The sequence below is a fragment of the Mesorhizobium sp. WSM2240 genome (assembly GCF_040438645.1).
In the GTDB taxonomy this organism is placed as follows: Bacteria; Pseudomonadota; Alphaproteobacteria; order Rhizobiales; family Rhizobiaceae; genus Allomesorhizobium.
In genome coordinates, this window is record NZ_CP159253.1 from 411802 (window position 1) to 436817 (window position 25016).

The 25016-nt window shown below is 61.9% G+C and carries 24 protein-coding genes; 14 read left to right on the plus strand and 10 right to left on the minus strand.

All coding sequences use genetic code 11. The features are described from left to right. Positions 1 to 125: 125 nt before the first annotated feature. Positions 126 to 1292, plus strand: coding sequence for a pyridoxal phosphate-dependent aminotransferase (locus ABVK50_RS01980; protein WP_353643037.1), 1167 nt, complete (start codon positions 126 to 128; stop codon positions 1290 to 1292). Between the two features lie 18 nt (positions 1293 to 1310). Here ABVK50_RS01980 and hemA read toward each other — a convergent pair whose 3' ends face one another. Then, the gene (hemA, locus tag ABVK50_RS01985) at positions 1311 to 2588 is read right to left on the minus strand and encodes a 5-aminolevulinate synthase (RefSeq protein WP_353643036.1); all 1278 of its coding nucleotides are present in this window, start codon (positions 2586 to 2588) and stop codon (positions 1311 to 1313) included. 206 nt (positions 2589 to 2794) lie between these two features. Here hemA and galE point away from each other — a divergent pair, with 206 nt between their 5' ends. The 6 genes from galE (at position 2795) to ABVK50_RS02015 (ending at position 9671) form a co-directional block, all read left to right on the plus strand. After that, positions 2795 to 3790: a UDP-glucose 4-epimerase GalE gene (gene galE, locus ABVK50_RS01990; RefSeq protein WP_353643035.1), complete on the plus strand. Its 996-nt coding sequence runs from the start codon at positions 2795 to 2797 to the stop codon at positions 3788 to 3790. A gap of 53 nt (positions 3791 to 3843) precedes the next feature. After that, positions 3844 to 5667 (plus strand): alanine racemase, encoded by a 1824-nt coding sequence (locus ABVK50_RS01995; RefSeq protein ID WP_353643034.1) that lies wholly within the window; start codon positions 3844 to 3846, stop codon positions 5665 to 5667. Between the two features lie 205 nt (positions 5668 to 5872). Then, positions 5873 to 7831: a nucleoside-diphosphate sugar epimerase/dehydratase gene (locus ABVK50_RS02000; protein ID WP_353643033.1), complete on the plus strand. Its 1959-nt coding sequence runs from the start codon at positions 5873 to 5875 to the stop codon at positions 7829 to 7831. A 189-nt stretch (positions 7832 to 8020) separates the two neighbouring features. Further along, the gene (locus ABVK50_RS02005) at positions 8021 to 8368 is read left to right on the plus strand and encodes a hypothetical protein (RefSeq protein WP_353643032.1); all 348 of its coding nucleotides are present in this window, start codon (positions 8021 to 8023) and stop codon (positions 8366 to 8368) included. Further along, the gene (locus ABVK50_RS02010; protein ID WP_353643031.1) at positions 8365 to 9114 is read left to right on the plus strand and encodes a hypothetical protein; all 750 of its coding nucleotides are present in this window, start codon (positions 8365 to 8367) and stop codon (positions 9112 to 9114) included. The genes ABVK50_RS02005 and ABVK50_RS02010 overlap by 4 nt, the downstream gene beginning before the upstream one ends. Continuing rightward, complete coding sequence (locus ABVK50_RS02015; protein WP_353643030.1) at positions 9111 to 9671, plus strand: sugar transferase; 561 nt, start codon at positions 9111 to 9113, stop codon at positions 9669 to 9671. The genes ABVK50_RS02010 and ABVK50_RS02015 overlap by 4 nt, the downstream gene beginning before the upstream one ends. A gap of 11 nt (positions 9672 to 9682) precedes the next feature. Here the strand turns inward: ABVK50_RS02015 and ABVK50_RS02020 are convergent, their stop codons facing one another. The 7 genes from ABVK50_RS02020 to ABVK50_RS02050 all read right to left on the minus strand — a co-directional run bounded on the left by ABVK50_RS02020 (position 9683) and on the right by ABVK50_RS02050 (position 17480). Beyond that, the gene (locus tag ABVK50_RS02020; protein WP_353643029.1) at positions 9683 to 10873 is read right to left on the minus strand and encodes a glycosyltransferase family 4 protein; all 1191 of its coding nucleotides are present in this window, start codon (positions 10871 to 10873) and stop codon (positions 9683 to 9685) included. A 111-nt stretch (positions 10874 to 10984) separates the two neighbouring features. After that, entirely contained in the window at positions 10985 to 11899 is a 915-nt protein-coding gene (locus ABVK50_RS02025; protein WP_353643028.1) for a glycosyltransferase, read from the minus strand. A gap of 37 nt (positions 11900 to 11936) precedes the next feature. Then, positions 11937 to 13181 carry an O-antigen ligase family protein gene (locus ABVK50_RS02030; protein WP_353643027.1) on the minus strand — a complete coding sequence of 415 codons (1245 nt, stop codon included), beginning with the start codon at positions 13179 to 13181 and terminating at the stop codon, positions 11937 to 11939. 13 nt (positions 13182 to 13194) lie between these two features. Beyond that, positions 13195 to 14082, minus strand: a complete 888-nt coding sequence (locus ABVK50_RS02035; RefSeq protein ID WP_353646995.1) for an NAD-dependent epimerase/dehydratase family protein — start codon at positions 14080 to 14082, stop codon at positions 13195 to 13197. Between the two features lie 56 nt (positions 14083 to 14138). Then, positions 14139 to 15458: an HlyD family type I secretion periplasmic adaptor subunit gene (locus ABVK50_RS02040; protein ID WP_353643025.1), complete on the minus strand. Its 1320-nt coding sequence runs from the start codon at positions 15456 to 15458 to the stop codon at positions 14139 to 14141. 34 nt (positions 15459 to 15492) lie between these two features. After that, a complete protein-coding gene (locus ABVK50_RS02045; protein WP_353643024.1) occupies positions 15493 to 17241 on the minus strand; it encodes a type I secretion system permease/ATPase in 1749 nt (582 codons plus the stop codon). A 77-nt stretch (positions 17242 to 17318) separates the two neighbouring features. Then, entirely contained in the window at positions 17319 to 17480 is a 162-nt protein-coding gene (locus ABVK50_RS02050; protein WP_353643023.1) for a hypothetical protein, read from the minus strand. Between the two features lie 351 nt (positions 17481 to 17831). Here ABVK50_RS02050 and ABVK50_RS02055 point away from each other — a divergent pair, with 351 nt between their 5' ends. The 7 genes from ABVK50_RS02055 (at position 17832) to ABVK50_RS02085 (ending at position 22483) form a co-directional block, all read left to right on the plus strand. Further along, positions 17832 to 18077 (plus strand): hypothetical protein, encoded by a 246-nt coding sequence (locus ABVK50_RS02055; protein ID WP_353643022.1) that lies wholly within the window; start codon positions 17832 to 17834, stop codon positions 18075 to 18077. 4 nt (positions 18078 to 18081) lie between these two features. Then, entirely contained in the window at positions 18082 to 18417 is a 336-nt protein-coding gene (locus tag ABVK50_RS02060) for a hypothetical protein (RefSeq protein ID WP_353643021.1), read from the plus strand. Continuing rightward, complete coding sequence (locus tag ABVK50_RS02065; RefSeq protein WP_353643020.1) at positions 18414 to 19505, plus strand: pre-peptidase C-terminal domain-containing protein; 1092 nt, start codon at positions 18414 to 18416, stop codon at positions 19503 to 19505. Before ABVK50_RS02060 ends, ABVK50_RS02065 begins: the two co-directional genes overlap by 4 nt. Before the next feature lie 62 nt (positions 19506 to 19567). Beyond that, on the plus strand, positions 19568 to 20086 hold the full coding sequence (locus ABVK50_RS02070; RefSeq protein WP_353643019.1) for a hypothetical protein: 519 nt from the start codon (positions 19568 to 19570) through the stop codon (positions 20084 to 20086). A gap of 387 nt (positions 20087 to 20473) precedes the next feature. Next, positions 20474 to 20839, plus strand: coding sequence for a hypothetical protein (locus ABVK50_RS02075; RefSeq protein WP_353643018.1), 366 nt, complete (start codon positions 20474 to 20476; stop codon positions 20837 to 20839). Then, a complete protein-coding gene (locus tag ABVK50_RS02080) occupies positions 20797 to 21804 on the plus strand; it encodes a calcium-binding protein (RefSeq protein ID WP_353643017.1) in 1008 nt (335 codons plus the stop codon). Before ABVK50_RS02075 ends, ABVK50_RS02080 begins: the two co-directional genes overlap by 43 nt. 112 nt (positions 21805 to 21916) lie before the next feature. Then, the gene (locus ABVK50_RS02085; RefSeq protein ID WP_353643016.1) at positions 21917 to 22483 is read left to right on the plus strand and encodes an NUDIX hydrolase; all 567 of its coding nucleotides are present in this window, start codon (positions 21917 to 21919) and stop codon (positions 22481 to 22483) included. A gap of 28 nt (positions 22484 to 22511) precedes the next feature. On the opposite strand, the gene ABVK50_RS02090 is transcribed toward ABVK50_RS02085, so the two are convergent. Then, positions 22512 to 23918: a mannose-1-phosphate guanylyltransferase/mannose-6-phosphate isomerase gene (locus ABVK50_RS02090; protein ID WP_353643015.1), complete on the minus strand. Its 1407-nt coding sequence runs from the start codon at positions 23916 to 23918 to the stop codon at positions 22512 to 22514. A 118-nt stretch (positions 23919 to 24036) separates the two neighbouring features. Further along, positions 24037 to 24927 (minus strand): glycosyltransferase, encoded by an 891-nt coding sequence (locus ABVK50_RS02095; RefSeq protein ID WP_353643014.1) that lies wholly within the window; start codon positions 24925 to 24927, stop codon positions 24037 to 24039. Positions 24928 to 25016 lie beyond the last annotated feature (89 nt).

The window sequence follows — 25016 nt, forward strand, 5'->3', positions numbered from 1 at the left end:
CAGCTGGCGGCTCGGCCTGGCCTGAATCTTGACCAACTGGACGACCCGGCCATCGGCCGGGTTTCGTTTGCGCTCCCAGCGGTGGGACTGTAGCAACAGCATCCATCTCCAAATTCGGGATTGCCATGAAACTGATCGACGATCTGCGCAGCGAGGCCCGCCTGGCCCCCGAAAGCGGCATCGTCGCCGTCGCCAACTATGGGCGCGGCCGTGAGGGCCTGATCCCGGTCTGGGCCGGCGAGGGGGACCTGCCGACGCCCGAGTTCATCTCGCAGGCTGCTGCCCGCGGGCTGGCGGCGGGCGAGACCTTCTACACCTGGCAGCGCGGCATTCCGGAACTGCGGCAAGCGCTCGCGCGCTATCACGCGCGGCATTTCGCCAAGGCGTTTGCGCCCGAGGAATTCCTGGTGACCGGTGGCGGAATGCAGGCGATCCAGCTTGCGCTGCAGGCTACGGCGGGCGCGGGCGACGAGGTGATCTACCTGTCGCCAGCCTGGCCGAACTTTCCCGGCGCCGCGGGCGTCGCTGGTGCAAAGCCGGTTTCAGTCAGGCTGGACCAGACCGGCAATGGCTGGGCATGCGATGTCGCCAAGCTCGAGGCGGCGGTGACCGACCGGACAAGGGCCATCTTCGTCAATTCGCCGTCGAACCCGACCGGCTGGACCGCCGATCTCGATACGCTGCGGGCGATCCTCGATCTCGCGCGCCGCAGAAACCTCTGGATCATCGCCGACGAGATTTACGCGCTGTTCCATTACGGCGGCGTCAGGGCGCCGTCTTTCATGGACATCATGGATGACGAAGACTGCATCCTGTTCGTCAACACCTTTTCCAAGAACTGGGCAATGACCGGCTGGCGCATCGGCTGGCTGCGCGTGCATCCGGCCCTGCAGCAGACATTCGAGAACCTGATCCAGTATTCGACCTCGGGCGTGGCGCAGTTCATGCAGCGCGGCGCAATCGCGGCGCTGGACGAGGGCGACAACTTCCTGGCCGCGCAGATCGAGCGCGCCCAGCAGGCAAGGGATATCGCCTGCGACATACTCGGCGCTACCGGCCGCGCCAGGTTCAGCGTGCCGCAGGGCGCATTCTATCTGTTCTTCTCGGTCGACGGGATTGCGGATTCACGCGCCGCGGCCTTCGAGATCGTCGACCGCGCCAATGTCGGCCTCGCGCCCGGCACTGCCTTTGGAGAAGGCGGCGAAGCCTTCTTCAGGCTGTGCTTCCACCGCCGGCTGGACCAGGTCGAGGAAGCGGCGAACAGGCTGGCGGAGTGGATTGGGAACTGCTGAAGTTCGTAACCGGAAGGTTCACCCGCCCGATTTCGGCACCAGCAGCGGAATGATGCGCTCGCTTTTGGCGACAGCGGGGCGCCCGGTGGCGCCGTAGGAAATGCCGAGCGCGTCCCAGGTTTCGACCAGCGCGTCGCGCAGTGTCTCGATAAGGGCGTCGGAATGGAACGGCGTCGGCGTGATGCGCAGGCGCTCGGTGCCGCGCGGCACGGTCGGGTAGTTGATCGGCTGGATATAGATGCCGTGGACGCCGAGCAGGCGGTCCGTCGCCATCTTGCAGAGCTCGGGATCGCCGACCAGCACCGGGACGATATGCGTGGCGGAAGGCATGACCGGCAGCCCGGCGGCGGAAAGAATGTCCTTGGCCCGCGCTGCCTGCCGCTGCTGTGCGTCGCGCTCGGTCTGCGACTGCTTGAGGTGGCGGATAGAAACGGCAGCCGCAGCTGCGATTGCCGGCGGAAGCGCAGTGGTGAAGATAAAGCCCGGCGCATAGGAGCGCACCGCGTCGATCACTGCGCTGGAACCGGTGATGTAGCCGCCCAGCGTTCCGAACGCCTTGGCAAGCGTGCCCTCGATGATGTCGATACGGTCGGCAAGGCCTTCGCGCTCGGTGATGCCGCCGCCGCGCGGGCCGTACATGCCGACGGCATGGACTTCGTCGATATAGGTCATGGCGTTATATTTTTCGGCTAGCTCGACGATCTGCTCGATCGGAGCGATGTCGCCATCCATCGAATAGACGGATTCAAAGACGATTAGCTTGGCGCGCTCGCGGCCGGCCGCCTGGAGCAGGCTTTCGAGATGGGCGACGTCGTTATGGCGGAAGATCTTCTTCTCGGCGCCGGAGCGGCGCACACCTTCGATCATCGAGGCGTGGTTCAGTTCGTCCGAAAGCACCAGGCAGTTCGGCAGCAGCCGGGCGATGGTGGAGATCGACGCCTCGTTGGAGACGAAGCCCGAGGTGAAGACCAGCGCGGCTTCCTTGCCGTGCAGGTCGGCGAGTTCCAGTTCCAGCTCGACCAGCGGGTGGTTGGTGCCGGAAATATTGCGCGTGCCGCCCGCGCCCGAACCCATTCTGCCGGCGGTCTCCTGGAAGGCGGCGATCACGGCGGGGTGCTGGCCCATGCCGAGATAGTCGTTGGAGCACCAGACGGTGATCTCCTGCTCCTGGCCGTTGGCGCGCCAGATGGCGCGAGGGAAGGAGCCGGCGATCCGCTCCAGATCGGCAAAGACGCGATAGCGACGCTCGGCATGAACCTGGTCGATCGCTTCCTCGAAAAACCGCTGATAGTTCATTTTGACTTCCCAGTTTGAGCAATCATAGTCACTGCCGATTTTTGCGTCCATGACCGAAACTCGGTCAAAATGCCACGGCTTGCCCGCCCACAAACGAACAGAGTCGCCCGGATATTCCGGAGGTGCGGGCCGTGAATGAGACTTGCGGGGTGGCTTTTCGGCGGCGTTTCCAATAGGGCGTGCCGTATCTGATGGAGATTTCAGGAATGTCCGTACTGGTAACTGGCGGCGCCGGCTATATCGGCAGCCACATGGTCTGGGAGTTACTCGACGCCGGCGAAGAGGTGGTCGTGCTCGACCGGCTGTCGACCGGGTTCGAATGGGCGGTGGCTCCGGAGGCGAAGCTGGTCGTCGGCGACGTCGCCGACAGCGAACTCGTGGGTTCGCTGATCCCCGAGCACGCGGTCGACGCCATTATCCATTTCGCGGGTTCGATCGTGGTTCCGGAATCGGTCGCCGACCCGCTCGGCTATTACGAGAACAATACCTGCAAGACCCGCGCGCTAATCGAGACGGCGGTGCGCGGCGGCGTTCCCAATTTCATCTTCTCCTCGACCGCCGCCGTCTATGGCGCGGCCGGCCTGGAGCCGGTCCGCGAAGATGCGCGGCTTGCGCCGGAATCGCCCTATGGCCTCTCCAAGCTGATGAGCGAATGGATGCTGCGCGACGCCGCAGCCGCGCACGGCATTCGCTACACGGCGCTACGCTACTTCAACGTCGCAGGCGCCGACCCGAAAGGGCGGACGGGCCAGTCGACGCCCGGAGCCACCCATCTGATCAAGGTCGCCAGCGAAACGGCGCTCGGCAAGCGGCCTTCCATGCAGGTGTTCGGCACCGACTATCCGACGCCCGACGGCACCTGCGTGCGTGACTACATCCATGTCAGCGACCTGGTCGCCGCGCACAGGCTGGCCCTGCAGCGGCTGCGCGCCGGCGGCGACAGCCTCGTGGCTAATTGCGGCTACAGCCACGGCTATTCGGTGCTCGAGGTGATCGAAAGCGTGCGCCGCGTGTTCGGCGGCGATTTCGACGTCCAGATCGGCGGCAGGCGGCCGGGCGACGCAGCGTCGGTAATCGCCAATTCCGATCTGGCCCGCCGCGAGTTCGGCTGGACTCCCGCCCATGACGATCTCGACGCCATCGTCGGCGATGCGCTATCGTGGGAGAGGAAGCTCACCGGCAAGAATTCGGTGCACGGCTGAGGCGGCGTTGCCGGGCAGCGGCGAGAGGGCTTTCGGTCGGGTGGGGGCGAGGCATGGGACCGCAAGTCGCGATCGACCTCGGGCGGATTGAGCGCAACGCGCGGACAATCGTTGAGCGTTGCGCTGAATCCGGCATCAAGGTTTTCGGCGTTACCAAGGGAACCTGCGGCATGCCGCAGGTGGCGCGCGCAATGCTGCGCGGCGGCGTCGCCGGCATCGCCGAATCGCGCTTCGAAAACATCCGCCGGCTGCACGAAAGCGGCATCGATTGTCCGATCATGCTGCTGCGCAGCCCGCCGATCTCGCGCGTCGAGGAGGTGGTGCGCACGGTCGACATCAGCCTGCAGTCGGAACTGGCTATCATCGGCGAGATCTCGCGCATCGCCGAGCGTCTTGGCCGCGTGCACGATATCATTGTCATGGTCGATCTCGGCGATCTGCGCGAAGGCATCTGGCCGCACGACCTTCTGCCGACCGTGGAAAAGATCCTTGAGATGAAGGGCGTCAGGATCGCCGGCATCGGCACCAATCTGACCTGCTTCGGCGCCATCGTGCCGACCGAGGAGAATCTTGGACAACTGGAGGCGCACGCCTACAAGATCGAGCGGCTGGCCGGGACCACGCTCGACTGGGTATCGGGAGGAAATTCGTCGTCGCTGCCGCTGTTGCTTGATGGACGCCTGCCCGCCGGCATCAACAATCTGCGCGTCGGCGAAGCCATCCTGCAGGGCGGCATCGAGACGTTCCGCGACAAGCCGTGGCCCGGACTGGAATACGACGCGTTCCGGCTTGCCGGAGAACTCATCGAAGTGAAGCTGAAGCCTTCGATGCCGATCGGCGAATCCGGCTTCGATGCGTTCGGCAACCGTCCGCTCTTCGTCGATGAGGGCGAACGGCTGCGCGGCATCGCCAATATCGGGCGCGAGGACGTGATTGTCGAAAGCCTGACGCCGATCAACAAGGGTGTGCGGGTCCTGGGCGCTTCGAGCGACCATCTGGTGCTCGACGTGACCGAGGCCGATCCGCCGCTCGCCGTGGGGGATCGCGTCAGCTTCCGCATGGGCTATGGGGCGTTGCTTACCGCGATGACCTCGGAATATGTTGAAAAGACACCCATGCACGACATCGCCGAAATCCCCGGCCGCAAGATGGTCTCGATAATTGCCGAGCCGCTATCGGCGCCCATCCTGGCGAGGCATGATATCGGTTCCAGGCTCGAGGCAATGGATTACGACGTGGTGGAACTGGCCGACGCCATGCGTTCGCCCGCGGGCCTGATCCGGCTTCATTCGGGCAAGGACCGGCGCGTCGCCTATCGCGCCCTGGCGGTAGCTGCCCGTGCCACGCACTCGCTCGGACTCATCTGGATAGACTCCATTGCGGCGTTGATGCCGGAAGCTGGAGATGATTCCGAGCTCGCGGAAACCTCGGCGCTTTCGCGCGCGCTCGGCCTTAATCGGCGGCAAGGGGCGCTGCAGCCACAGCTTTCCCCCGAGAATGTCGTTCTGGTCGGTCTGCGCGAGGCCAATCCAACCGAGGCGAAAATCCTCAAGGAATCCCGCATCTCCGTATTCACTATGGCCGAGATCGATGGTTCCGGCATGCGCGATGTCATGCGCGAAGCGATCCGAATCGCTTCCTCGGGCACAAGCGGCTTCCATGTGAGCTATTCGCCGACGGCCACGGAAATGCCGGGATGGGCGCCGGGCGCCGGCGGCATGACGGTTCGCGAAACCCATCAGGCGATGGAGGCTGTTGCGCTCAGCGGCCGCATGACGTCCATGGACATTTCGCCCGTAGCGGCCGAACTTGATCCCCGGATCGGCCATGAAACGGTTAGCTTCGTGATGTCTGCTTTCGGGAAGCGAATCCTTTAGGCAGGCGGGAAACTCAGATTGGTGCTATTCAAAGGGGCCACAGTCGATCGTTCGGCCAAGGATTGGGAGGGTGGGGTATCAACGGTACCGAGATTTTGGAGCTGGCTGTGTTGAACGGCCTCGGCTGTTCAGGTAACAATGTGCCGGGGCCGGGCATTATTGACACTTATTCAGATGAAAATGCATCTACGCTGAGCATTGTTGCATGAAACTCAGTAACTTGCGTCTGCCTGCCCGATTTGCCCGTTATGCGGGTACTCTGCACGATTTCGGAGTTGCGGCCGGCTCATTCGTCTTGGCCTATCTGACCGTTCTCGGCGCAAAGGCGTTCGACGTGCCGGGCAATGAGGAGAAGACGCTCGGCTTCGTGGCCATTTTCGGGGTCTTCTATTTCGTCTTTTCGCTGCATCGCGGTTCGTGGCGATACGTCTCGATTCCCGATCTGATCATTATCATCAAGGTGGCGCTCGCGACGACGGTAACCTACACGGTCGCGTCGTTCCTGATGACCCGCGGCGCCAATGTTCCGCGCTCGGTGCCGGTTTTGGCCGGGGTATTCATGGTGACCGCGCTTGCCGGCTCCCGGCTGGCCTGTCGTCTTCTGGTCGAGAAAATCCTCTGGCGTACGAGTCATCTCGCCCCAGCGCCGGCAAATCGGCGAAACGTGCTTCTTTACGGGCTGAACGACGGCGCAGAAAGCTTCATACGCGCAAGCCGCCGGGGGCAAAGTGAGTTCAACGTCGCCGGGATTCTTGACGACAGCATGATGAACCAGGCCAGAACGCTTCAGGGCGTTAGGGTTCTCGGGTCGTTCGAGGATGTCGGTAAAATCGCCGACCGGCTGGAGCGAACCGGCATCCCCATATCCGAGTTGATCGTCACCGAAGCAGCCCCCACCCGCCAGCATCTCGGCGAGATCGTCGAAAAGACAGCGAAGCTCGGCATCAAGACTTCGATAATCCCGGATGTTACGGAGACCGCGCTCATTACCAGCCGGTCGCTGCTGGAACCGAAGGAGATTGAACTCGGAGATCTTCTCGATCGTCCGGAGGTCGTTACCGACATATCGAGCATAGCCCGGCTCATCAACAACAAGACGATTCTCGCTACTGGCGCCGGAGGGTCGATCGGTTCGGAGCTCTGCCGCCAGATCGCGCAGCTCGGACCGAGGCTGCTGGTCATTACCGACAGTTCGGAATTCCACCTTTATATGCTCGATATGGAGCTCCGGGAAAAATACCGGGATCTGAAAATCAGCACGAGGCTGATGGATGTGCGCGACAGCACGCGGGTTTCGCGGCTGTTTGCCGAAACGCGACCGGATGTGGTGTTTCACGCCGCCGCGCTCAAGCACGTGCCGCTGGCCGAGAGCAATCCGCTTGAGGCTATCAAAACCAATTTCCTCGGCACCAAGAATGTCGCCGATGCGGCGCTCGTCAACGAAGTCGCAAGCTTCGTAATGATCTCGACCGACAAGGCGGTGAACCCCACGAATGTGATGGGGGCGACGAAGCGTGCTGCGGAAGCCTATTGCCAGGCCCTCGACATCAACTCGAAAAAGACTCACTTCAAGACCGTCAGATTCGGCAACGTGCTCGGCTCGAATGGCTCGGTGGTGCCGCGATTCCAGGAACAGATCCTCGCCGGCGGACCGGTGACCGTCACCCATCCGGATATTGTGCGGTTTTTCATGACGATCCCGGAAGCGGTCCGGCTGGTTCTGAACGCGTCGGCCGAACACGGCGGCGAAGAGTTGCAGCGCGGCAAGATCATGGTGTTGGATATGGGTGAGCCGGTCCGCATCGTCGATCTGGCCGAGCGCATGATGCAGCTCGCCGGACTGAAACCCTATGTCGACATAGATATCGTGTTCTCCGGTCTGCGGCCGGGGGAAAAGCTGTTCGAGGAGCTTTTCGATCCTTCCGAAGTCCAGGACCTGCGCACGGAAGACGGCTATGTGGTTGCATCGCCGCGCGTCATCGACAAGTTGCTTCTGGACAAGTCGATCGCCGAACTTCAGAACGCGGTAGCACGTGAGGACCGCGGGCGGGCGCTCGAACTGCTGCTTCACATCGTTCCGGAGTACCGCAGCGCCAAAGCAATGCAGGAACAGGCTGCGAAGCTTATTGCGCAGGATTTGGACGACGCCGCACCATTTTCATGAGAAGTTTTCACTCGGGCCGCGAATGCGGAATTCAGCGGTTCTTCCGTATGACCACAGACTGCCATATGTTGGTGACCTGATGCGCTTGGCTGCCGCGAGTCGGCGGTGACAGGGGTGTCGCACAATCGCAGCTAGCAATGGCGGGTTTCGGAACAACATGGATGGGAATTCGGGGGACTCGACGCCGCATTGCTGGCGAAGCACAGGGCGGGCCGCGAGAATGCGCTTCAGCGGCTGACCGCCGGGCTCGACCCTGGGACAATGGGTGCGATGCCCGGGCGCCGTTCGGCGCTGTTCGGCGGGTTTGTCGGCGCGGGCTTGGCCGTTCTTGCCGCTGCCGCCCTGTGGTTCGCGGAGGGGGCGTGGTCTTCGGTACCTTCCCAGACGGAACGACAACGCCAGTTCGAGGCGCAGGTCGAAAAGTCCCTACCTTCAATCGACATAGCGGTGCAGTTTCTGGAACGGGTCGAGCAGGAAGTTAGCGCCAGAATGCTGACGGAGCGGCATTTGCCGCCCGGGCTAACAAAGGGCTTATGACGATCGACAAGGTGCTGCCGAAACTGGCCAAGGAGATGCCCAAGGAATTGCCGCCGCGAACGGTTCTTTACATCGCGGCAAACACCGTCGCCTATAAGATCTTCCGCTCAGTGCTTTGCACCACGGTGGAATTCGCGCGCCCGGCCCTGGTCGACCTCAAACGACAAGATGAAGGGCTGGGCTGCGAATTCTTTGGCGTATGGAACGCAGAGGGCGCAAAAAATATGAGCCTACGGAAAGCTCGCCAACAGGTCGCCGTACTGTTGGCGGGAGTGCCAGCGGGTTGCGCCGTTATGAAAATTTCTGGCTCCCCGCGTGAATCGTTGTATCCTGCGCACGACATTGCCGAGTTGAATGATGGCCGACGGAGGGACGCGACAGGAGTTACGGGTGGAATACCAAGACGAGGACCAAACTCCGCCTTCAGGAACGACGGTTACGCCGTCGGTCCTGAAGGACTTCCGTTGCGATCTGGAAACGGATTGCAGATGCTCGCCCGAAATGCGTCCGACCTGCGAGTACAATGTGAAAACCCGGCCCGTGCGGAGCAGCGTCTTGTATCGGCATGCCATAAAAGCCGCGAAAAAGGCCGAGACTGCAAAAAAACCGATGATGTTCTACGAGGTGAACTCGCCCATGGCCGTTCGGCTCCTGCTTCTGCTCCTCGTCTTTGCGGGAGTGGTCGCCGCGGTGACCTGGCATTTCGGCGAGTGGATCCGGCACTCCATCCAGTAAACGTCGCATGAAGCGCGCATTCGACATCGTACTTGCCGCCACCGGACTTGTGGTCGCGGCGCCGCTGATCCTGGCTGCCGCGGTGTTGATCCGGCTCACCTCGCCGGGTCCGGCGATCTTCCGCCAGACCCGCGTGGGACTGAACGAGAAGCCTTTCACCTGCCTGAAGCTGCGCACCATGTATTGCGAGACCGGGAACGTGCCGAGCCACGAGGCGGGTGCGTCGTCGATCACGCCGGTCGGAAGACTTCTTCGGCGGTTCAAATTCGACGAACTGCCGCAACTGTGGAACGTGCTGGCGGGCAGCATGAGTTTTGTCGGGCCGAGACCATGCCTGCCTTCTCAGACGGCGCTGATTGCGGCGCGCAGGGCGTACGGGCTCTATAAGCTGTGTCCCGGCATTACCGGTGTGGCGCAGGTTGCGGGTGTGGACATGTCCGACCCGGAAAAGCTGGCGGCGCTTGATGCGGCCTATCTGAGCGACATGTCGCTTGCCGCCGACATAAGGCTGATCCTGGCGACGGCGCTCGGCTCCGGGCAGGGCGACCGTGTGAGGCCGGTGGAATAACCCGACGAGATTCAGCCGGGCGACAGCGCCGACGTCGAATCCCCAGCGGTCTGTTGACTATCGGTGAGCAGGCGCACGAACTGCTCGGTCACTGCGTCCTCCCGGAACTGGCCATTCCTGAACAACACCAGACCGGCACGACCCTGCCGGTCCAGCAATTCGGGATCGGCGAGGTACGTGTCGATCGCGGCTATCATCGAGGCCGCCAAGGGGCCTGCATCGCCCGGTGGAAGCAACGCTCCGTTCACGCCGTCGCGGATGATTTCTCGGCATCCCTGAAGGTCGGTGGCAAGGCAGGGAACCGCGCTCGCCGCGGCCTCGATCAGGATGCGCGGAATGCCCTCGCCGTAGCGGGAAGGCAGGCAGACCAGGTCCACGCTGCGCAGAAGTTCGGGCATATCGGAGACTTCACCAAGGAATTTGATGGCGCCTTCGCGCTCGAGCAGTTCGGGCGCGTAGCGGTCGGGGTCGTGCGCTTCGATCATACCCGCGACCAAGAATTCGACTTTGGTATTCCCAAAATAGTGGCGCGCCGTGTCGACGAACGCGTCCAACCCCTTCGATTTTAGCAGTCGCGACGCAAACAGGATTTTCATGGGCGATCGCACCCGGCGGTCGCCGGCTGGATAAAACCGTGCGGGATCGACGCCGGCGCCGCTGATGACGGTCGAATTGTGCCGGCCGATCAGCCCGCGATGCAGCCAGTCGTGGCGGTCATCCGCAGTCTCGAAGGTGAAGTGCACGCCCGGCTGCGACGAAAGAAACCGTATCGAGGCATCGACCAGGGACCGCGCCAGGCGGTCGGCTGCCCTCTGGCGTGTGCTGGACGGCGACATCAGCCGCCCAAGGCCGGGTATGGTGATCAGGATGCGCTGCGGCCCGCCTCCGAACTTCCGCGCGAGCACGGCGGCGAGCCCCGACAGGACCGCGGGCTTGAGCGTGATGAGGTGCACGGTATCCGGCTTTTCTGTCCTGAAATGCCGCAGCGATCGGCGCATCACCTTGGCGTCCAGAACCGGATGGAAGGAGAAGCGCTCTATCGGCATGTGCTCGTAGCGCCAGCCGGCCGATGGCTTGGTCATCGGCTTTCCCCCGGTGATGACGGTCACGTCCGCGTCAGTGGCCGCAAGCCGCTCCACCACATGGAGGCGATGTCTGAGGAAATAATCGCTGTCATTGCATATGACAGTGATCCTGGTCATGCGCTGTTCTCCGGTGCTTTGCGGCCTTGGGTGGTGCGCATCCATCGCCTAGTCAAGCGGAAAAGGCCTCCGCGTCCAAAACTGGTCGCGCAAACCGCACCGACGGAACGGCTAGAGACGCGCCTTCAGCGATATGCTGTCCTTCGGGATACCGGCGATCGGTTCCAGATGCCAGCCGGGAGATAATTGCAGCGACAGGCGCGGCGCTTTCGCCAGCGACGCCGAAAGCGCCTTCAGCGCACGCAGTGTCGAGCCGCGGAAATGGTAGACTGCCGCGATCTCGAGATCCATATAGCTGTCGAGGCGGGCAAAGAGCGCACGGTCCAGCGCGCTTTGCCATTTCGCCCGGATGGCGCCGGCGTCCGCCTCAATTTGCTCGGGATGCTGCACGCGCTGCCTCTCGATCGCAACCGCCGCGACGGGAAGTATCTCGAGCGAAAAGCCCTTCAGAGCCAGCGACAGGAACCAGTCGATGTCCTCGAAGCGCCTGAGCGTCTCATCCTGGAACCCTGCGGCGGCAACGGCTTTGGGCCCGTTCAGGATCACGCATGAGCCCGGCGAGAACCAGCACCCGGAGGCAAATGCGCGCGGTTCGGCGGCCGGACGGGGCCAGCGCAAGCGGGAGGCGTCGTGGTTGGCGGTGAAGTCGATCCAGCCGCAGCCGAAAATGGTGGTCTCCGGCGCTCCCCGACGAAGTTGTTCCTGCACGCCCTGCCAGCGCTCCGCCATGCTGCCGCGGAGCAGGTAGTCGTCGCTGTCGAGGAATGTGATCCAGTCGGTGCGGGCCTCGCGCATACCGGTGTTGCGGGCGGCGGCCGGCCCGCGATTGCGCTCATGCCGTATCAGGCGAACATTCAGACGGTGGGCCAGATCGAGGTCGATCGCCGAGGGGACGGGCGAACCGTCGTCGACCACGATGACTTCCTCGGGCAGGCTGCCCTGACCATCGACACTTCGGAGCGCCCGGTCCAATGCTTCTGGGCGGCCAAAGACCGGAATTATGAGCGTCAGTGGCACTTTCTGCATGGTGAACTGCTAGCAGAGAACCAGATTGCGGGAAAGCTCAGCCGTTAGATCGCGACTCGGAATCACGCCCGCTGCCAAAAACAAAAAACAGGCCGGTCAATATTCCGACGATGAACATCGAGTCGGACAGGTCATGGCCGATCATATTGTTCAGCAGGCCGCTCAGGAAAAAGCTCATCATGATGCCCCCCGTCATGGCCAGGCCATAGTCTCCCATCTCGTCGCGGTTCTTGCGCCAGGCCAGAATCACCGGGCCGAGAAGCATCATCGCGACGATCAGGGCGCCGGGAATGCCATCGCGTACGGCATAGTTGAGAAAAACATTGTGGAAATGCGAATATGAGAGAGGCGTTCCCGAGATCGCCTTGGTGCGCTCGATCATCAGTTCTGCGCTGTGACCCGGCCCGTGACCGAAGAACGGCGCTTCCGTGACGAGTTGCCAACCCGCCTTCCAGACGGTCAATCGCTGGCCGACCGATCCCGAATAATCGCTCTTTTCCACTATTTGCCCATAGTCTTCGATCAGCAACTCGACACGGTCGCGGACGAAGGGTGTGGCGAACAGCCCGAAGGCCAACAGTGCGACCGAAAACACCGCTATGGACGGCAGCAGGTAGCGCCGGGCTATGTGATCGCGATAGAACCAGATGCAGATTGCGGGAACGATGACGAGTCCGGGCCATAGGCCGCGTGTCCCTGATAGGATGATGCTGCCGACTGAGGCGAGTGCGGCCAGCGCGAACAGCACACGCCATCGGCCATGCGCGCGCTGGCTGGCCAGGAAAGTGATCGTGAGGGTCATGAAATTCGCAAGTGCGAAGGGATAGGCGTTGCCGGCGCCGCCTTCGGCTCGCAGGCCAAATCCGAAGCTCTCCACCAGGGCAATGGCGAATGCCACATAGGCGCCGCCCATCGCAGCAAGTTCGACCGCGTCGCGAACGCCTGAGCGTTCCGAAACCGAAAGGCGGGAGTAGATGGGCAGAAAAGCAAGATAGAGCGTGTTTTGACCGATTTCGTACAGGGTCACAACGCCATTGTATGAAATCGCTCCGGCGAGGGCTTCAATTGCGAAAAAACCCGCGAAGATATGCGCCACTATCCGAGCTTCGCGAACCCGCGACAGGGGAAAATCCCTTCTCAGGAGGCGGACGATCGCCCAGATGAACGCACCGCCGACCATGAAGCTGACGGCGCTGCCGATCACCGCCCCCCAGCCGGTGACGATCCCCATATAGAGGCGGTTCATCCTGTCCAGGGTCAGGCCGAAAATTGGTTGGGGCACTATGATTTCGACCTCATGACTTAGACTTTTGAAAATCTCTTGCCGCATCGGCCAGGCCGGGCCGGGGGTCTTCCGTCTGCCGCCATCCATCGTCTGCCAGCGCCGAAGAATCACAAATCTGCTCGGCAAACAGGCCCTGCCAGTCTTCGCCGCGCCCGGCAAGCCTTGCAGCCTCCTTGAGCAGACCGGCTGGAACGGGCAGCAGACGCGCGGGCCTGTCCAGCCCTGCGCGGAAGGCGGTGAATATCTCGTCTGTGCTCACCGGATAGCGGTCGCTCGCCAGATAGATCTGCCGGATTTGCGCCATGCGGAGCAGGTCGACCGCCGCCGCGGCCAATGCCTCCACCGAGAGCAAGGACCGACGGTTGCGAAGGGCTCCGAAAGGGAGAGGATAGTGGGTATCGGCCAAGCGAAGCATCTTTGCGAGATTTCCCTTCATGCCTGCCCCATAGACCGGCGGCAGGCGAAGGATCGAAAGCCTGGAGGCGTTCGGAAAGTGCGTCAGCGCTGCCAGTTCCGCGGCCCGCTTGGACCGCCCATAGGCGCAGGTAGGTTGGGCAGGCGTTTCCGGCGTCAATATGCCGTCGAAACCGGCCCCGGCGACAGCACGTATCGAAGACATGAGCAGAAACCGGCCCGAAACCACGTGAGCTGCGGCTTCGGCAAATCGCGCTGTCAGCTCCGCATTCGCCTGCATAAATTCGGATTCCGGCGTTTGGGCCGAACCATTGGTGAGACCTGCGCCGTGCACGACGTGATCGGCGCCGTTGAGAACACGCTCGAACTCACCGAGCGAAGCGGCGGAATCTGGGAGGGTGGCAGTCTCGACACCTTCCTCCCAATTGCCGGCCGTTCGCGAGATCGCCCGAACGGAAAAACCGGCGTCGCGCAGATGCCGCACGACCCTTCGCCCGACGAACCCGCTTGCTCCCGTTACCGCAACCAGCATTCGCGCGGCTATTGCTCGCGGAAGGCGCGCGTGAATGAGTCGGCGAGCGGCTGCAGAAGATATTCGACGAAGGTCCGTTCGCCCGTTCTGATAAAGGTTTCGACCGGCATACCTGGATAGATCTGGTCGGCGCTAATCTCGGGGGGCAGGTTTTCGGTGATCTTCAGCCGAGCCGTATAGTAGGGCAAGCCATTGGTTTCATCGATCAGGCGGTCTGCCGATACGTAGAAGACGGTGCCCGGCACCTGCGGCGTGGTGCGCGCGTTGAGCGCGGAAAAGAGCATGCTGGCTTCCTGGCCGACCCGCAGCAGGTCGATGTCCTGCGGGCGCACCTGCGCCTCGATGATCAGTTCGCGAGTGGTCGGCAGCATCTGGATCATCGGCTCACCCGCCCGGATCACGCTGCCGGGCGCGGTGTAGACGGTTCTGATGACGATGCCGTCGGCAGGCGCCCTGATGACCGTGCGTTCAAGTACCGACTGGGCCGCGCGTACCTGCTCTTCCAGATCGGCGATCGAGGCGCGAACGGTGTTGAGTTCGCTTACCGCCTGTTCGACCCGCGTTGTGGTCAGCCGTTCGGTCTGCTGGCGCGCTTCAACGATCTGGGTCGCCGAACTCGCTATCTGGGACTGAAGTGCGCCGACCTGGCCGATGAGTTCGGCCTCGCTGCGCAGCAGCGCCGTATATTCCGACCGGTTGGTCAGCCCCTTTTCCAGCAGCTCTTTCTTGCGGTTCACCTCCTCTCGCACGATGGCCAGCTGATCCACGCCCGCCTTTTTTTGGGCGTTCAGGCCTTCGATGGCTTCCTTGAGAGCGGCGACGCGCTGGGCGAGTATCTCGAGTTCCGCCCTGTAGCGGGCGAGGCGGGCTGTGAATTCCTTCTGCTGCTCGCTCACGATCGCCAGATGTTCCATCTTGTTTCCCGGCGCCGAGAAGCTGTCGGGCATGGAAAAGTTTTCCGCGCCGTCTCGCTGGGCCTCGAGCCGCCATCCTTTGGCCTGGAGGGCGACCATTTGTTTGATCAGGCGATTGAGTTGCGCTTCGGCGACCGTGGAATCGAGCACGATGACCGGTTCGCCGGCACGGACGCGTTCGCCCTCGCGGATCAGGATCTCGCGGATGATCCCTCCTTCGAGGTGCTGGATGTTGATGTTCTGGCCGGCGGCTGCAACGATTCCGGGCGCGATCGCGGCTCCCGCGAGCGGTGCGGTCGCTGCCCAGAAACCGAAGCCGCCGACGAACGCCGCGATGGTCAGATAGCCCGCCGCGGAAATCCTGCCGGTGCGTGTCGACACCCGCTGGCGCCAGTCTGTGATCTTCTCGGTCATTTCCACTCCACGGCCCGGCTCGATCCCCACTGGATTACCCGACCGAAACCCGCACGGACTCGCCCGTGTCGCTGCGAGCTGTCGCTGGCTGGGTTTCGGGTGCCTTCTGCGGTCCTTGCGTCAGGCGCTGCAATACGTCCTTTGCAGGTCCATAAAGCTCGATTTGTCCGTCGCGCAACATCAGCACCCGGTCGCATTTGCCTGCGATCGACGGTTTATGGGTGATGATCACAACCGTTCGCTTGCGCGCGCGCGCCTCGAGGATCGACTTTTCCAGCGCCTGCTCGCCTTCCGCGTCCAGGTTGGCGTTCGGTTCATCGAGGACGATGAGCTTGGGATCGCCATAGAAAGCCCGGGCAAGCCCGATGCGCTGCTTTTCGCCGCCGGATAGCCGTACACCGACCGGGCCAATCTCGGTCGCGTAGCCGGCCTTCTGGCGCAGAATCAACTCGTGAACTTGTGCGCGCTGCGCCGCCGCGACGATCTCCTCGTCGACCGCCTGCGGGTCGAACCGGGAGATGTTCTGGGCGATGGTGCCGGGAAACAGCTCCACATCCTGGGGCAAATAGCCAAGATGGCTTCCAAGTTCGTCCGCGTCCCAGTTTTTGATATCGGCGCCGTCCAGGCGGATTACTCCGGATCGCGGTATGATCGCGCCGACGATCAGTCGGGCCAGCGTGGATTTCCCGGCCTGACTGGGTCCGATCAGGGCTACCGTTTCGCCAGCCTCGATCTTGAAGCTGATGCGCTTGATGAGCGGCGGAGCGCCCGGATCCGAATCCGGAACGAAATAGATGATTTGGTCGGCGGCAAGCGCACCCTTCGGCTCAGGCAGCGACACGTGTTCGCGCGCTGCGGCTGCGGCCGCTGTTCCGCGGGCAAGCGCCTTCAGCCTTTGCCAGGCGCGCTGCGTATCGACTATCTGGCGCCATCCGCCGATGATCTGGTCGAGCGGCTGCAGGGCGCGACCGGAAATGATCGATGAGGCGAAGATCATGCCCGCCGTCATCTGCCCGTCCAGCACCAGATAGGCGCCGATGCCGAGGATGGCGATCTGGAGCACCATCCGGATGGTGCGCGACAGGCCGCTGTAGAAGGCATTGGTCTTATTCACCTTATCCGATGCGGCGAGCGAATCGGCAAACCGGTTGCCCCACAAATCGAGGATGTTCGACGACATGCCGAGAGCCCTGACCGTCTCGAAATTGCGGGCAAATGACTGCGCGGAGCTCATCGTCGAAACCAGCGTTTCGCTTGCCGCCCGGCCGCTACGGCTGGTTGCCGCTTGGTTGAGGATGGCGACCGCGATCATCAATACCGCGCCGACAACGGTGATGACGAAGAGCAATGGATGAATGAAGTAAAGAAGGACTATGAACAGCGGCGCAAAGGGAAGATCGAACAGAAAGAACAGCGCGCGCGAGGACACGAAGCTCCTCACTGTCGCAAGGTCGCGAAGCGGCTGGACATCGCCGAGGCCCGCACGTGGCCCATTCATCGAGGCCAGGAACATGTCCGACCCGATCACCGTGTCCAGCTTCGACGCAACGCGACCGGCATATTGCGCGCGGAAAACTTCGAGAAGCCCCAGCACAATCAGGGAGGCAAGTGCGAAGAGCGAAATATAGACCAGCGTATCCATGCTGGACGAAGGGAGCACGCGGTCATAGATCTGTAGCAGATACAGCGGAAAGACAAGCAAAAGCAGGTTCGCCGCCGCCGAGAAAATACCGATCTCGACGATGCTCTTCAAGAAATATCGTTTGGTGTCAGCTGAAAACATCCCTGCCGCCTTTCAGCTATAACTAATACAGAATAATTTGATGCTTCGCCATAGGGCGTCCTCCAAGTAGTAACAGATCAGCGATCCGCAATCTCCGCCAGCCTCTTTTTGGCCTCCCCGGCAAGCGGTGAGTCCGGATGCCGGGCGATGAAAAGCCGATAGGCCGCAGCCGTGTCGCTGGCCTGCGCCGCTTCATATTCTTCCTGGACGGCAATATCGGGGTCGCGAGGCGGGAGCATGATCTTGTCCTCATTGGAAACGGAGTTGCCGCTGGAGCCGCCGGCAATCCCGGGCGTTGGAGAGGGCAAAACGTTCGCGCAAGCGCATGTCAGAACCAAAAGACAGGCACCCGTTTTCGAAATCGTCATCTCACCGCCTCGCAATCCAGCCATTTTGCAGCACAGGAATGAGTTCGGCTTGACACGAAGCAGTCACATCCCGGATATCCAATTTGTTTGCGCACTCTTACGCCGCTGCGTTGCGCGATGCTCCTAAATATTCGATACCCGAATCAAGGGTTTCGCGCGGATGCGGTTGTCCGTGCGCTCAGCAGCATCGCTGCTTGCTGAGGAGAGGCAGGGGCAGAAATCATGACGACTGTAATCAGCGCGGTTACGACCGGCGACACCTATATTGACGGCGTTCTCTACGGCACGCAATGGAGCGGGCCAATCACCTACAGCTTCGCCGACAGTTTCGCCGATTTCGGCGTCGGCTATTCGCACACGGTCGGCGGGTTCCAGCAGGTCAGCGCGACCCAGATGAACGCGATTCAGTCGATTCTGGAGGGAACGACCGTTTCGGGGCACGCCGCTGTTCACCTTCGGCTCATTTGAACAGGTGGCCAATCTGGACATTTCGCTGGCGGCCAATCCAGCGGGCGCATCGGACCTGACGATCGGCCAGACGAATCTTTTCGATGGATCCAATCTTCCGACCGCGCGCGTCGCAGATTTTCCCGAACTCGACCAGCGTGCATCAGGCGGCGACGTCTGGTTCGGCGATGATTACCCGCAATACCGTACGCCCGAGGTCGGAACCTACTCCTGGGCCACGCACATCAACGAATTCGGCCATGCCGTCGGCCTCAGCCACGGCCATGATGAAGGCACCCCCGTACCGGGCTTGGTTTCGCCATTCCTCGCGACCGCGATGCGATGGAATTCTCTGTCATGACCTATCGAAGCTATATCGGTGACCCGCTGAACGGCGGCTACTCGAACGAGGAATATGGTTTTGCGCAGACGCTGATGATGTACGATATCGCGGCGCTGCAGCATCTCTACGGCGCCGATTTCAGCACCAACTCCGGCGATACCGTCTACTCCTGGTCGGCCACGACAGGCGAAATGTCCGTCAACGGTGTCGGACAGGGCGCGCCGGGCGGCGGCGTCGGCGGCAGCGCCAACCGTGTATTCCTCACCATTTGGGACGGCAATGGCGAGGACACCTACGATTTCTCCAACTACACGGAGAACGGGCTCATCGATCTCGCGCCCGGCGATTTTCGCGCAGGCGCGACATATTCCGGCACCGGTCTTTACGCCGAGCCGCTCAGAAACGGCAATCACAGCCGGGCGACCGCGACCGTGCTCGACAGCTTCATCGGCTTTCGCAGCGACGCCAACATCCAGTATTCGCAAACCAATCCGACTGTATCGGTGAGCGGCAACGGCGACGGCACGGTTGACTGGTATTCGTTCGACGTACTGGCCCCGGGCCAGGTGGTTGTCGACATCGACGGCTCGCTGGACAGCTTTATCCGCCTCTACGACAGCCTGGGGAACCAGGTAGCCTTCAATGACGACGCCACGGTCGATCCGGGCAATGCCGATACGCTGCAAAGTTTCATTGCCTTCACCGTTGCAACTCCCGGCCGCTATTATGTGCAGGTGTTGCTTTACGCGGGTGACGTCGCCATCCCGAACGGCACCAACTACACGCTGAACATAACGCTGCCCGATCCGGTGGAGACGCCGCCGGCTAGCCAGGGTAACGACGAGCTTTTCGGCGATACGGGAAACGATGCGTTGTTCGGCCAGGGCGGCAACGACCGACTGGATGGTGGGGCCGGTGCGGACTCGATGGTTGGCGGCACAGGCGACGACATCTATGTCGTTGACTCGGCCGGCGACACCACGATGGAGAATGCCGGCGAAGGTACCGACACGGTGCGGTCGTATATCAGCTGGGTGCTGGCCAACAATGTGAGCGGCTGGAGCTGCAAGGCTCAGGCAACCTCAACGGCACCGGCAATGCGCTGAACAACACGCTGGTCGGCAATTCCGGCAACAACCTGCTCAACGGCGGCGCCGGTGCGGACACCATGGTGGGCGGCGGCGGGGATGACACCTACATCGTAGCTGCGGTAGGCGACATTACCACCGAGAATGCCGGCGAAGGCACTGACACGGTGCGGTCCTACATCAACTGGATGCTGGGCGCCAATGTCGAGCAGCTTGAGCTGCTGGGAACGGGCAACCTCAACGGTACCGGCAATGCATTGAACAACACGCTGGTCGGCAATTCCGGCAATAATGTGCTCAATGGCGGCGCGGGCGACGACATGCGCGGCGGAGCGGGCAACGACATTTATGTGGTAGCCGCCGCCGGCGACGTGACCGCCGAAGATCCTAGCCAGGGCACCGATACCGTGCGCTCCTACATCAATTGGACGCTGGGCGCCAATGTCGAGCAGCTTGAGCTGCTGGGAACGGGCAACCTCAACGGCACCGGCAACAGCTTAAACAACACGCTGGTCGGCGATTCCGGCGCCAACAGCCTGAGCGGCGGTGATGGATGGCAGGGGCTCCGGTCCGGCCATCGGGAGGTGGAGCATGTCTAACGCCGTTCGGAATCAATCCCTCGCTTTCGGATTTGAAACAGAAAGTCTCTCCTTTCTGCTTGGAGTTAAGTCTGGCTGGCGGCAGTTCGGAATTCATGGGGCAGTAAAGCGAAGCGCGAGTACCTGTTAGGGTTCGTGCCTTCTCTCCTGCTAGGTATCCCCTTTGCCTACGAATTGACAGGACCATCATTCGAAATAACCGCGATGCGACTAGGCGCATCCGGGAATTCTTCATTCAGAGAGGTGTACCATGCCTTCAACTCCCGTCACCTGGCGTGAGGATTTCATCGCCAACATCAACCCGAACGGATTCCAGAGCGACCCGTCATCACGCAGCTCACCAGCGGTCATATCCTTGTCGTCTGAACCGACAGCGACAATTCGAGCGTGCCGGGCTTTCCGGCAGGCACCGACATCATCGGCCGCATTTTCGATTCCCTCGGCAACCCGGTCACAGTCGAATTCCGGCTTAACACCTTCAACACGATAGACACGGAATTCAATCCGAGCATCACGGCGCTCGCCAATGGCGGGTTCGCGGTCGTGTATGATGAGTCTGGCGCTTTCACCGATCTCAACATCGAAACCTATCCGATCGCTTTGTTGTCGCGGCGGCCGGCGACCAGACGATCGAACTTGCCGGCGAAGGCACCGACACGGTCGTTACGTTCATCAACTGGACGCTGGCCAACAATATCGAGCGGCTGGAGATGCAGGGCGCGGGCAACCTTAACGGCACCGGCAATGCGCTGAACAACACGCTGGTCGGCAATTCCGGCAACAACCTGCTCAACGGCGGGGCCGGCAACGACTTCATGGTGGGCGGCCTCGGCAACGACATATTCGTCGTCGCCGCAGCGGGCGACAGCACCATCGAGAATGCCGGCGGCGGCACCGACACGGTTCGCTCCTACATCGACTGGGTCTTGGCCAACAATGTCGAACGGCTCGAACTGCAGAGCTCTGGCAACATCAACGGCACTGGCAACGCGCTGAACAATACCCTGGTCGGCAATTCCGGCAACAACCTGCTCAATGGCGGGGCCGGCAACGACTTCATGGTTGGCGGCCTCGGCAACGACATATTCGTCGTCGCCGCAGCGGGCGACAGCACCATCGAGAATGCCGGCGGCGGTACGGACACCGTGCGCTCCTATATCAACTGGACGCTGGCCGCCAATGTCGAGCGGCTGGAACTGCAGAGCTCTGGCAACATCAATGGTACTGGCAACGCGCTGAACAACACGCTGGTGGGCAATTCCGGCAATAACGTGCTCAGCGGCGGCGGCGGAAACGACTACATGGTCGGCGGCGCCGGCAACGATACGCTGAACGGCGGGGCCGGCAACGACACGCTGATCGGTGGCGCCGGCAGCGATAGTCTCAATGGCGGCACTGGAAACGATCGGTTCGATTTCGATGCCGTTTCCGACAGCCCGGCTGGACCAGCACTTCGCGATTCCATTGTCGGCGGCTTCGCCCACGGCTTCGACCGCATCGATCTCGCGACCATCGACGCCAACACTCTCGTCGGCGGCAACCAGGCGTTTTCTTTCATCGGCAGCGCCGCATTTTCGGGCGTGGCCGGCCAGCTTCGCTATACAAATTACAGCGGCAACGTGATCATCGACGCCGATGTGAACGGGGACGCCGCGGCCGACATGCAGATAACGGTCGCCGGCACCAACTTCATGACAGGCACCGACTTTATTCTCTGAAGTCGGCCTTCTCAAGAAAGAGCCCGCTTCATGCGGGCTCTTTCCGGCTGCACGACGCGACCGCTTCTGTTATCCAACCCCTCACCTGATAATCGTTGGACGGAGCGGCGCGGTGGCGGCCACGATCGAAAATGTCGAGCTGGTCTATGAAGGCTGGGGACGGTTCCTGCTTGTGCGCATGCGACGCGAAGACGGCTCCGTTCTGACCCAGCAGCTCGACGATCACGGCGACGGCGTGGCCGTGCTGCCCTACGATCCCGACCGGAAGGTGGTGACGGTGGTGCGGCAGGTCCGGCCTTCGGCACTCTTCACCGGCAGGGGCGTCATGGTGATCGAGGCGCCGGCCGGGCGGCTCGATACGGACGATCCGGAGGCCTGCGCCAAGCGGGAAGCGCTCGAGGAGTCCGGCCTCAAGATCGCCGAACTCGAACACATCGGCACGTTCTGGATATCGCCCGCGACGTCGACCGAACGCGCCCATCTCTACCTTGGCCGCTATTCGGAAGCGGACCGCCTTTCCGACGGCGGCGGGCTGCACGACGAAGGAGAACAGATCATCGTCGAGGAAGTGCCGATCGCAAGGATCCTGGCGATGGCGGACAGCGGCGAACTGGATGACGTCAAGACGTTTTGCGCCGTCCAGGCGCTCCGCCTCCGTTATCCGGAGATATGCGCATAGGTTTCTCGCGACGAGCTTTTTCGCCGCTCTATGACCTGCCGTACTGATCCTCGAAGCGAACGATATCGTCCTCGCCCAGATACGACCCCGTCTGAACCTCTATCAATTCAAGCGGAATCTTGCCGGGATTTTCCAGCGCGTGAACTTCGCCGAGCGGGATGTAGGTCGACTGGTTCTCGGTGAGGAGGATGATTTCCTCGCCCTTGTAGACCTTCGCCGTTCCGCGCACGACAACCCAGTGTTCGGCGCGATGGTGGTGCATCTGGACCGAGAGCTTGGCGCCGGGTTTCACCGTAATGCGCTTGACCTGATCGCGGCCGCCGAAATCGATGGAATCGTAGTGCCCCCAGGGCCGGTAGACTTCGCGATGGTTGATGTGCTCGCTTCGCCCCTTGTCCTTGATCAGGTCGACAATGTCTTTCACCTTCTGGACCTGATCCTTGTGCGCGATCAGCACCGCGTCCTTGGTCTCGACCACAACGAGATCGCTCACGCCGACAATGGCGACGAGGCGGCCATCGGCGCGCACAAGGTTGTTGTTGCTGGAAAGGGACAAGACGTCGCCCTTGAATGCGTTTCCGTCGCCGTCACGCTCCTGAACGTCCCACAAAGCGGACCAGGAGCCGATATCGCTCCACCTCGCATCGAGCGGGATGACAACGGCGTCGCCGGTTTTCTCCATCACCGCATAGTCGATTGAATCCGCGGGGCAGGCCATGAAGGCTTCCGCGTCGACGCGCACGAACTGCATGTCCGGCTCGGTGACGGAAATCGACCGGCTGCAGGCGTCGAAAATTTCAGGCCGGTGGCGCTTCAGTTCCTCAAGATAGCGGCTGGCGCGGAACATGAACATGCCGCTGTTCCAGTAGTAATCGCCGCTCTTTACATATTTTTCGGCGGTCTGCCGGTCGGGCTTCTCCTCGAACCGGCCGACGACGAAGCCGCCGTCGGGAAGCTCCTCGCCGCGCAATATATAGCCATACCCCGTCTCGTTGCGGTTCGGCACGATGCCGAAAGTGACGAGCTTTCCCTGCTCGGCCAGAGGCACGGCTTTTTTGACGCTCTCGCAAAAGCGATCGACATCCAGGATGAAGTGGTCGGCTGCCAGAACGAGCAGGATCGGGTCGTCGCCATGCCGCGTGGCAAACAGCGCCGCAAGCGCGATTGCCGGAGCCGTATTGCGGCCGACCGGCTCCAGAAGGATCGATGCATTTTCCCGGCCGATCAGCCGCATCTGTTCGGCCGCCAGGAAACGATGCTCCTCATTGCATATCAGCAGCGGCGATTCAGCGCCCAATCCGTCGAGCCGGATTGCAGTATCCTGCAAGAGCGTCCGTTCTCCGGTGAGTGCATGAAATTGCTTGGGGTAAAGCTGGCGCGAAAGCGGCCAAAGTCTTGAGCCGGACCCACCAGCCATGATTACCGGTAGAAACACGGAACCCCCTCTCTCTGCCCTCATTCTAACTCGCCGGGTCACCTAATTGAAATGCGGCCGCGATGGCAAACACAATTTCGGGCAGGCACTTGCAGGCGTGCCGGCTCAAGGTCCGACTTTACCACCCCGAGCCGTGCCCTCGATAGTGACGATTGAGCGAAAGGCCGCGATACCAATCGGCCGGTGAGGGGTTGTCGCGGAATGCCGCCAGACCATCGCCCAGCGCCCTAACCGGCTCGCCGCCGAAGAAAGCGGCGCGTGCCGATGCGAGCGCGGACAATGATGCGAAGGCGTCGATCAATCCCCGCTCGTCCTGTTCGGGCGCTTCGTCGCGCAACGCCTGTACCATGCGCAGATTCGCGTCGTGAACGTCGCGATAGGATTTCCACGTCGCGGCCATGGTTTTCGAACCGCTGTGCGAATTGTAGCGATAGGCCGTCGACGGCTGAAAGCTCCTTTTTCCGGCCAGGCGAAGCAGTTTCAAAAGCATGTACCGGTCCGCTCCCAGTCCGATGTCGCGTGGGAACGGCCCGCCCGCCCGGAGCAGCCCGGCATGTACGAGCCGGCTGTTCACGGTGGGAACGGCAAATAGAATCGACGCTGGGTTCATCGGGCCGGCATGATGATCGCTCCTCCAGGTGATCTTGCCGTCGGAGGCGATTTCAGCCTCTCCGGTTGCGATGTCGGCCTGGTCTTCGAGAGCCTTGCGCCAGAGGTCGACGACGCCACCGAGCAGGAGGTCGTCCGAGTTGAGCCAGGCAATATATTGCCCGCGCGCCCGGGAAATCGCGTTGTTTAGTCCTTCATAGAGCGAGCTGTCCGGCTTCTCGATCAATGTCACGTGGGCATTGCGCAAATAGTCGAGCGTGCCGTCGGTTGAGCCACCATCGGCAACGATGATTTCGTGGCTGTCGCCGGAAAGGACGGATTTCACGGATTCGATCGCGGCGGGCAAATGCGGCATGCCGTTCAGGCAAGGCATCACAACGCTTAGAATCGATTCCTGCATCAAAATCAGATTGTCCGTCTCTACGTCCCGTGGATGCGTGATTGCGGCGCGCCGGGAACGGCCTCCGGGCATGAAGGGTGACTTCTTTC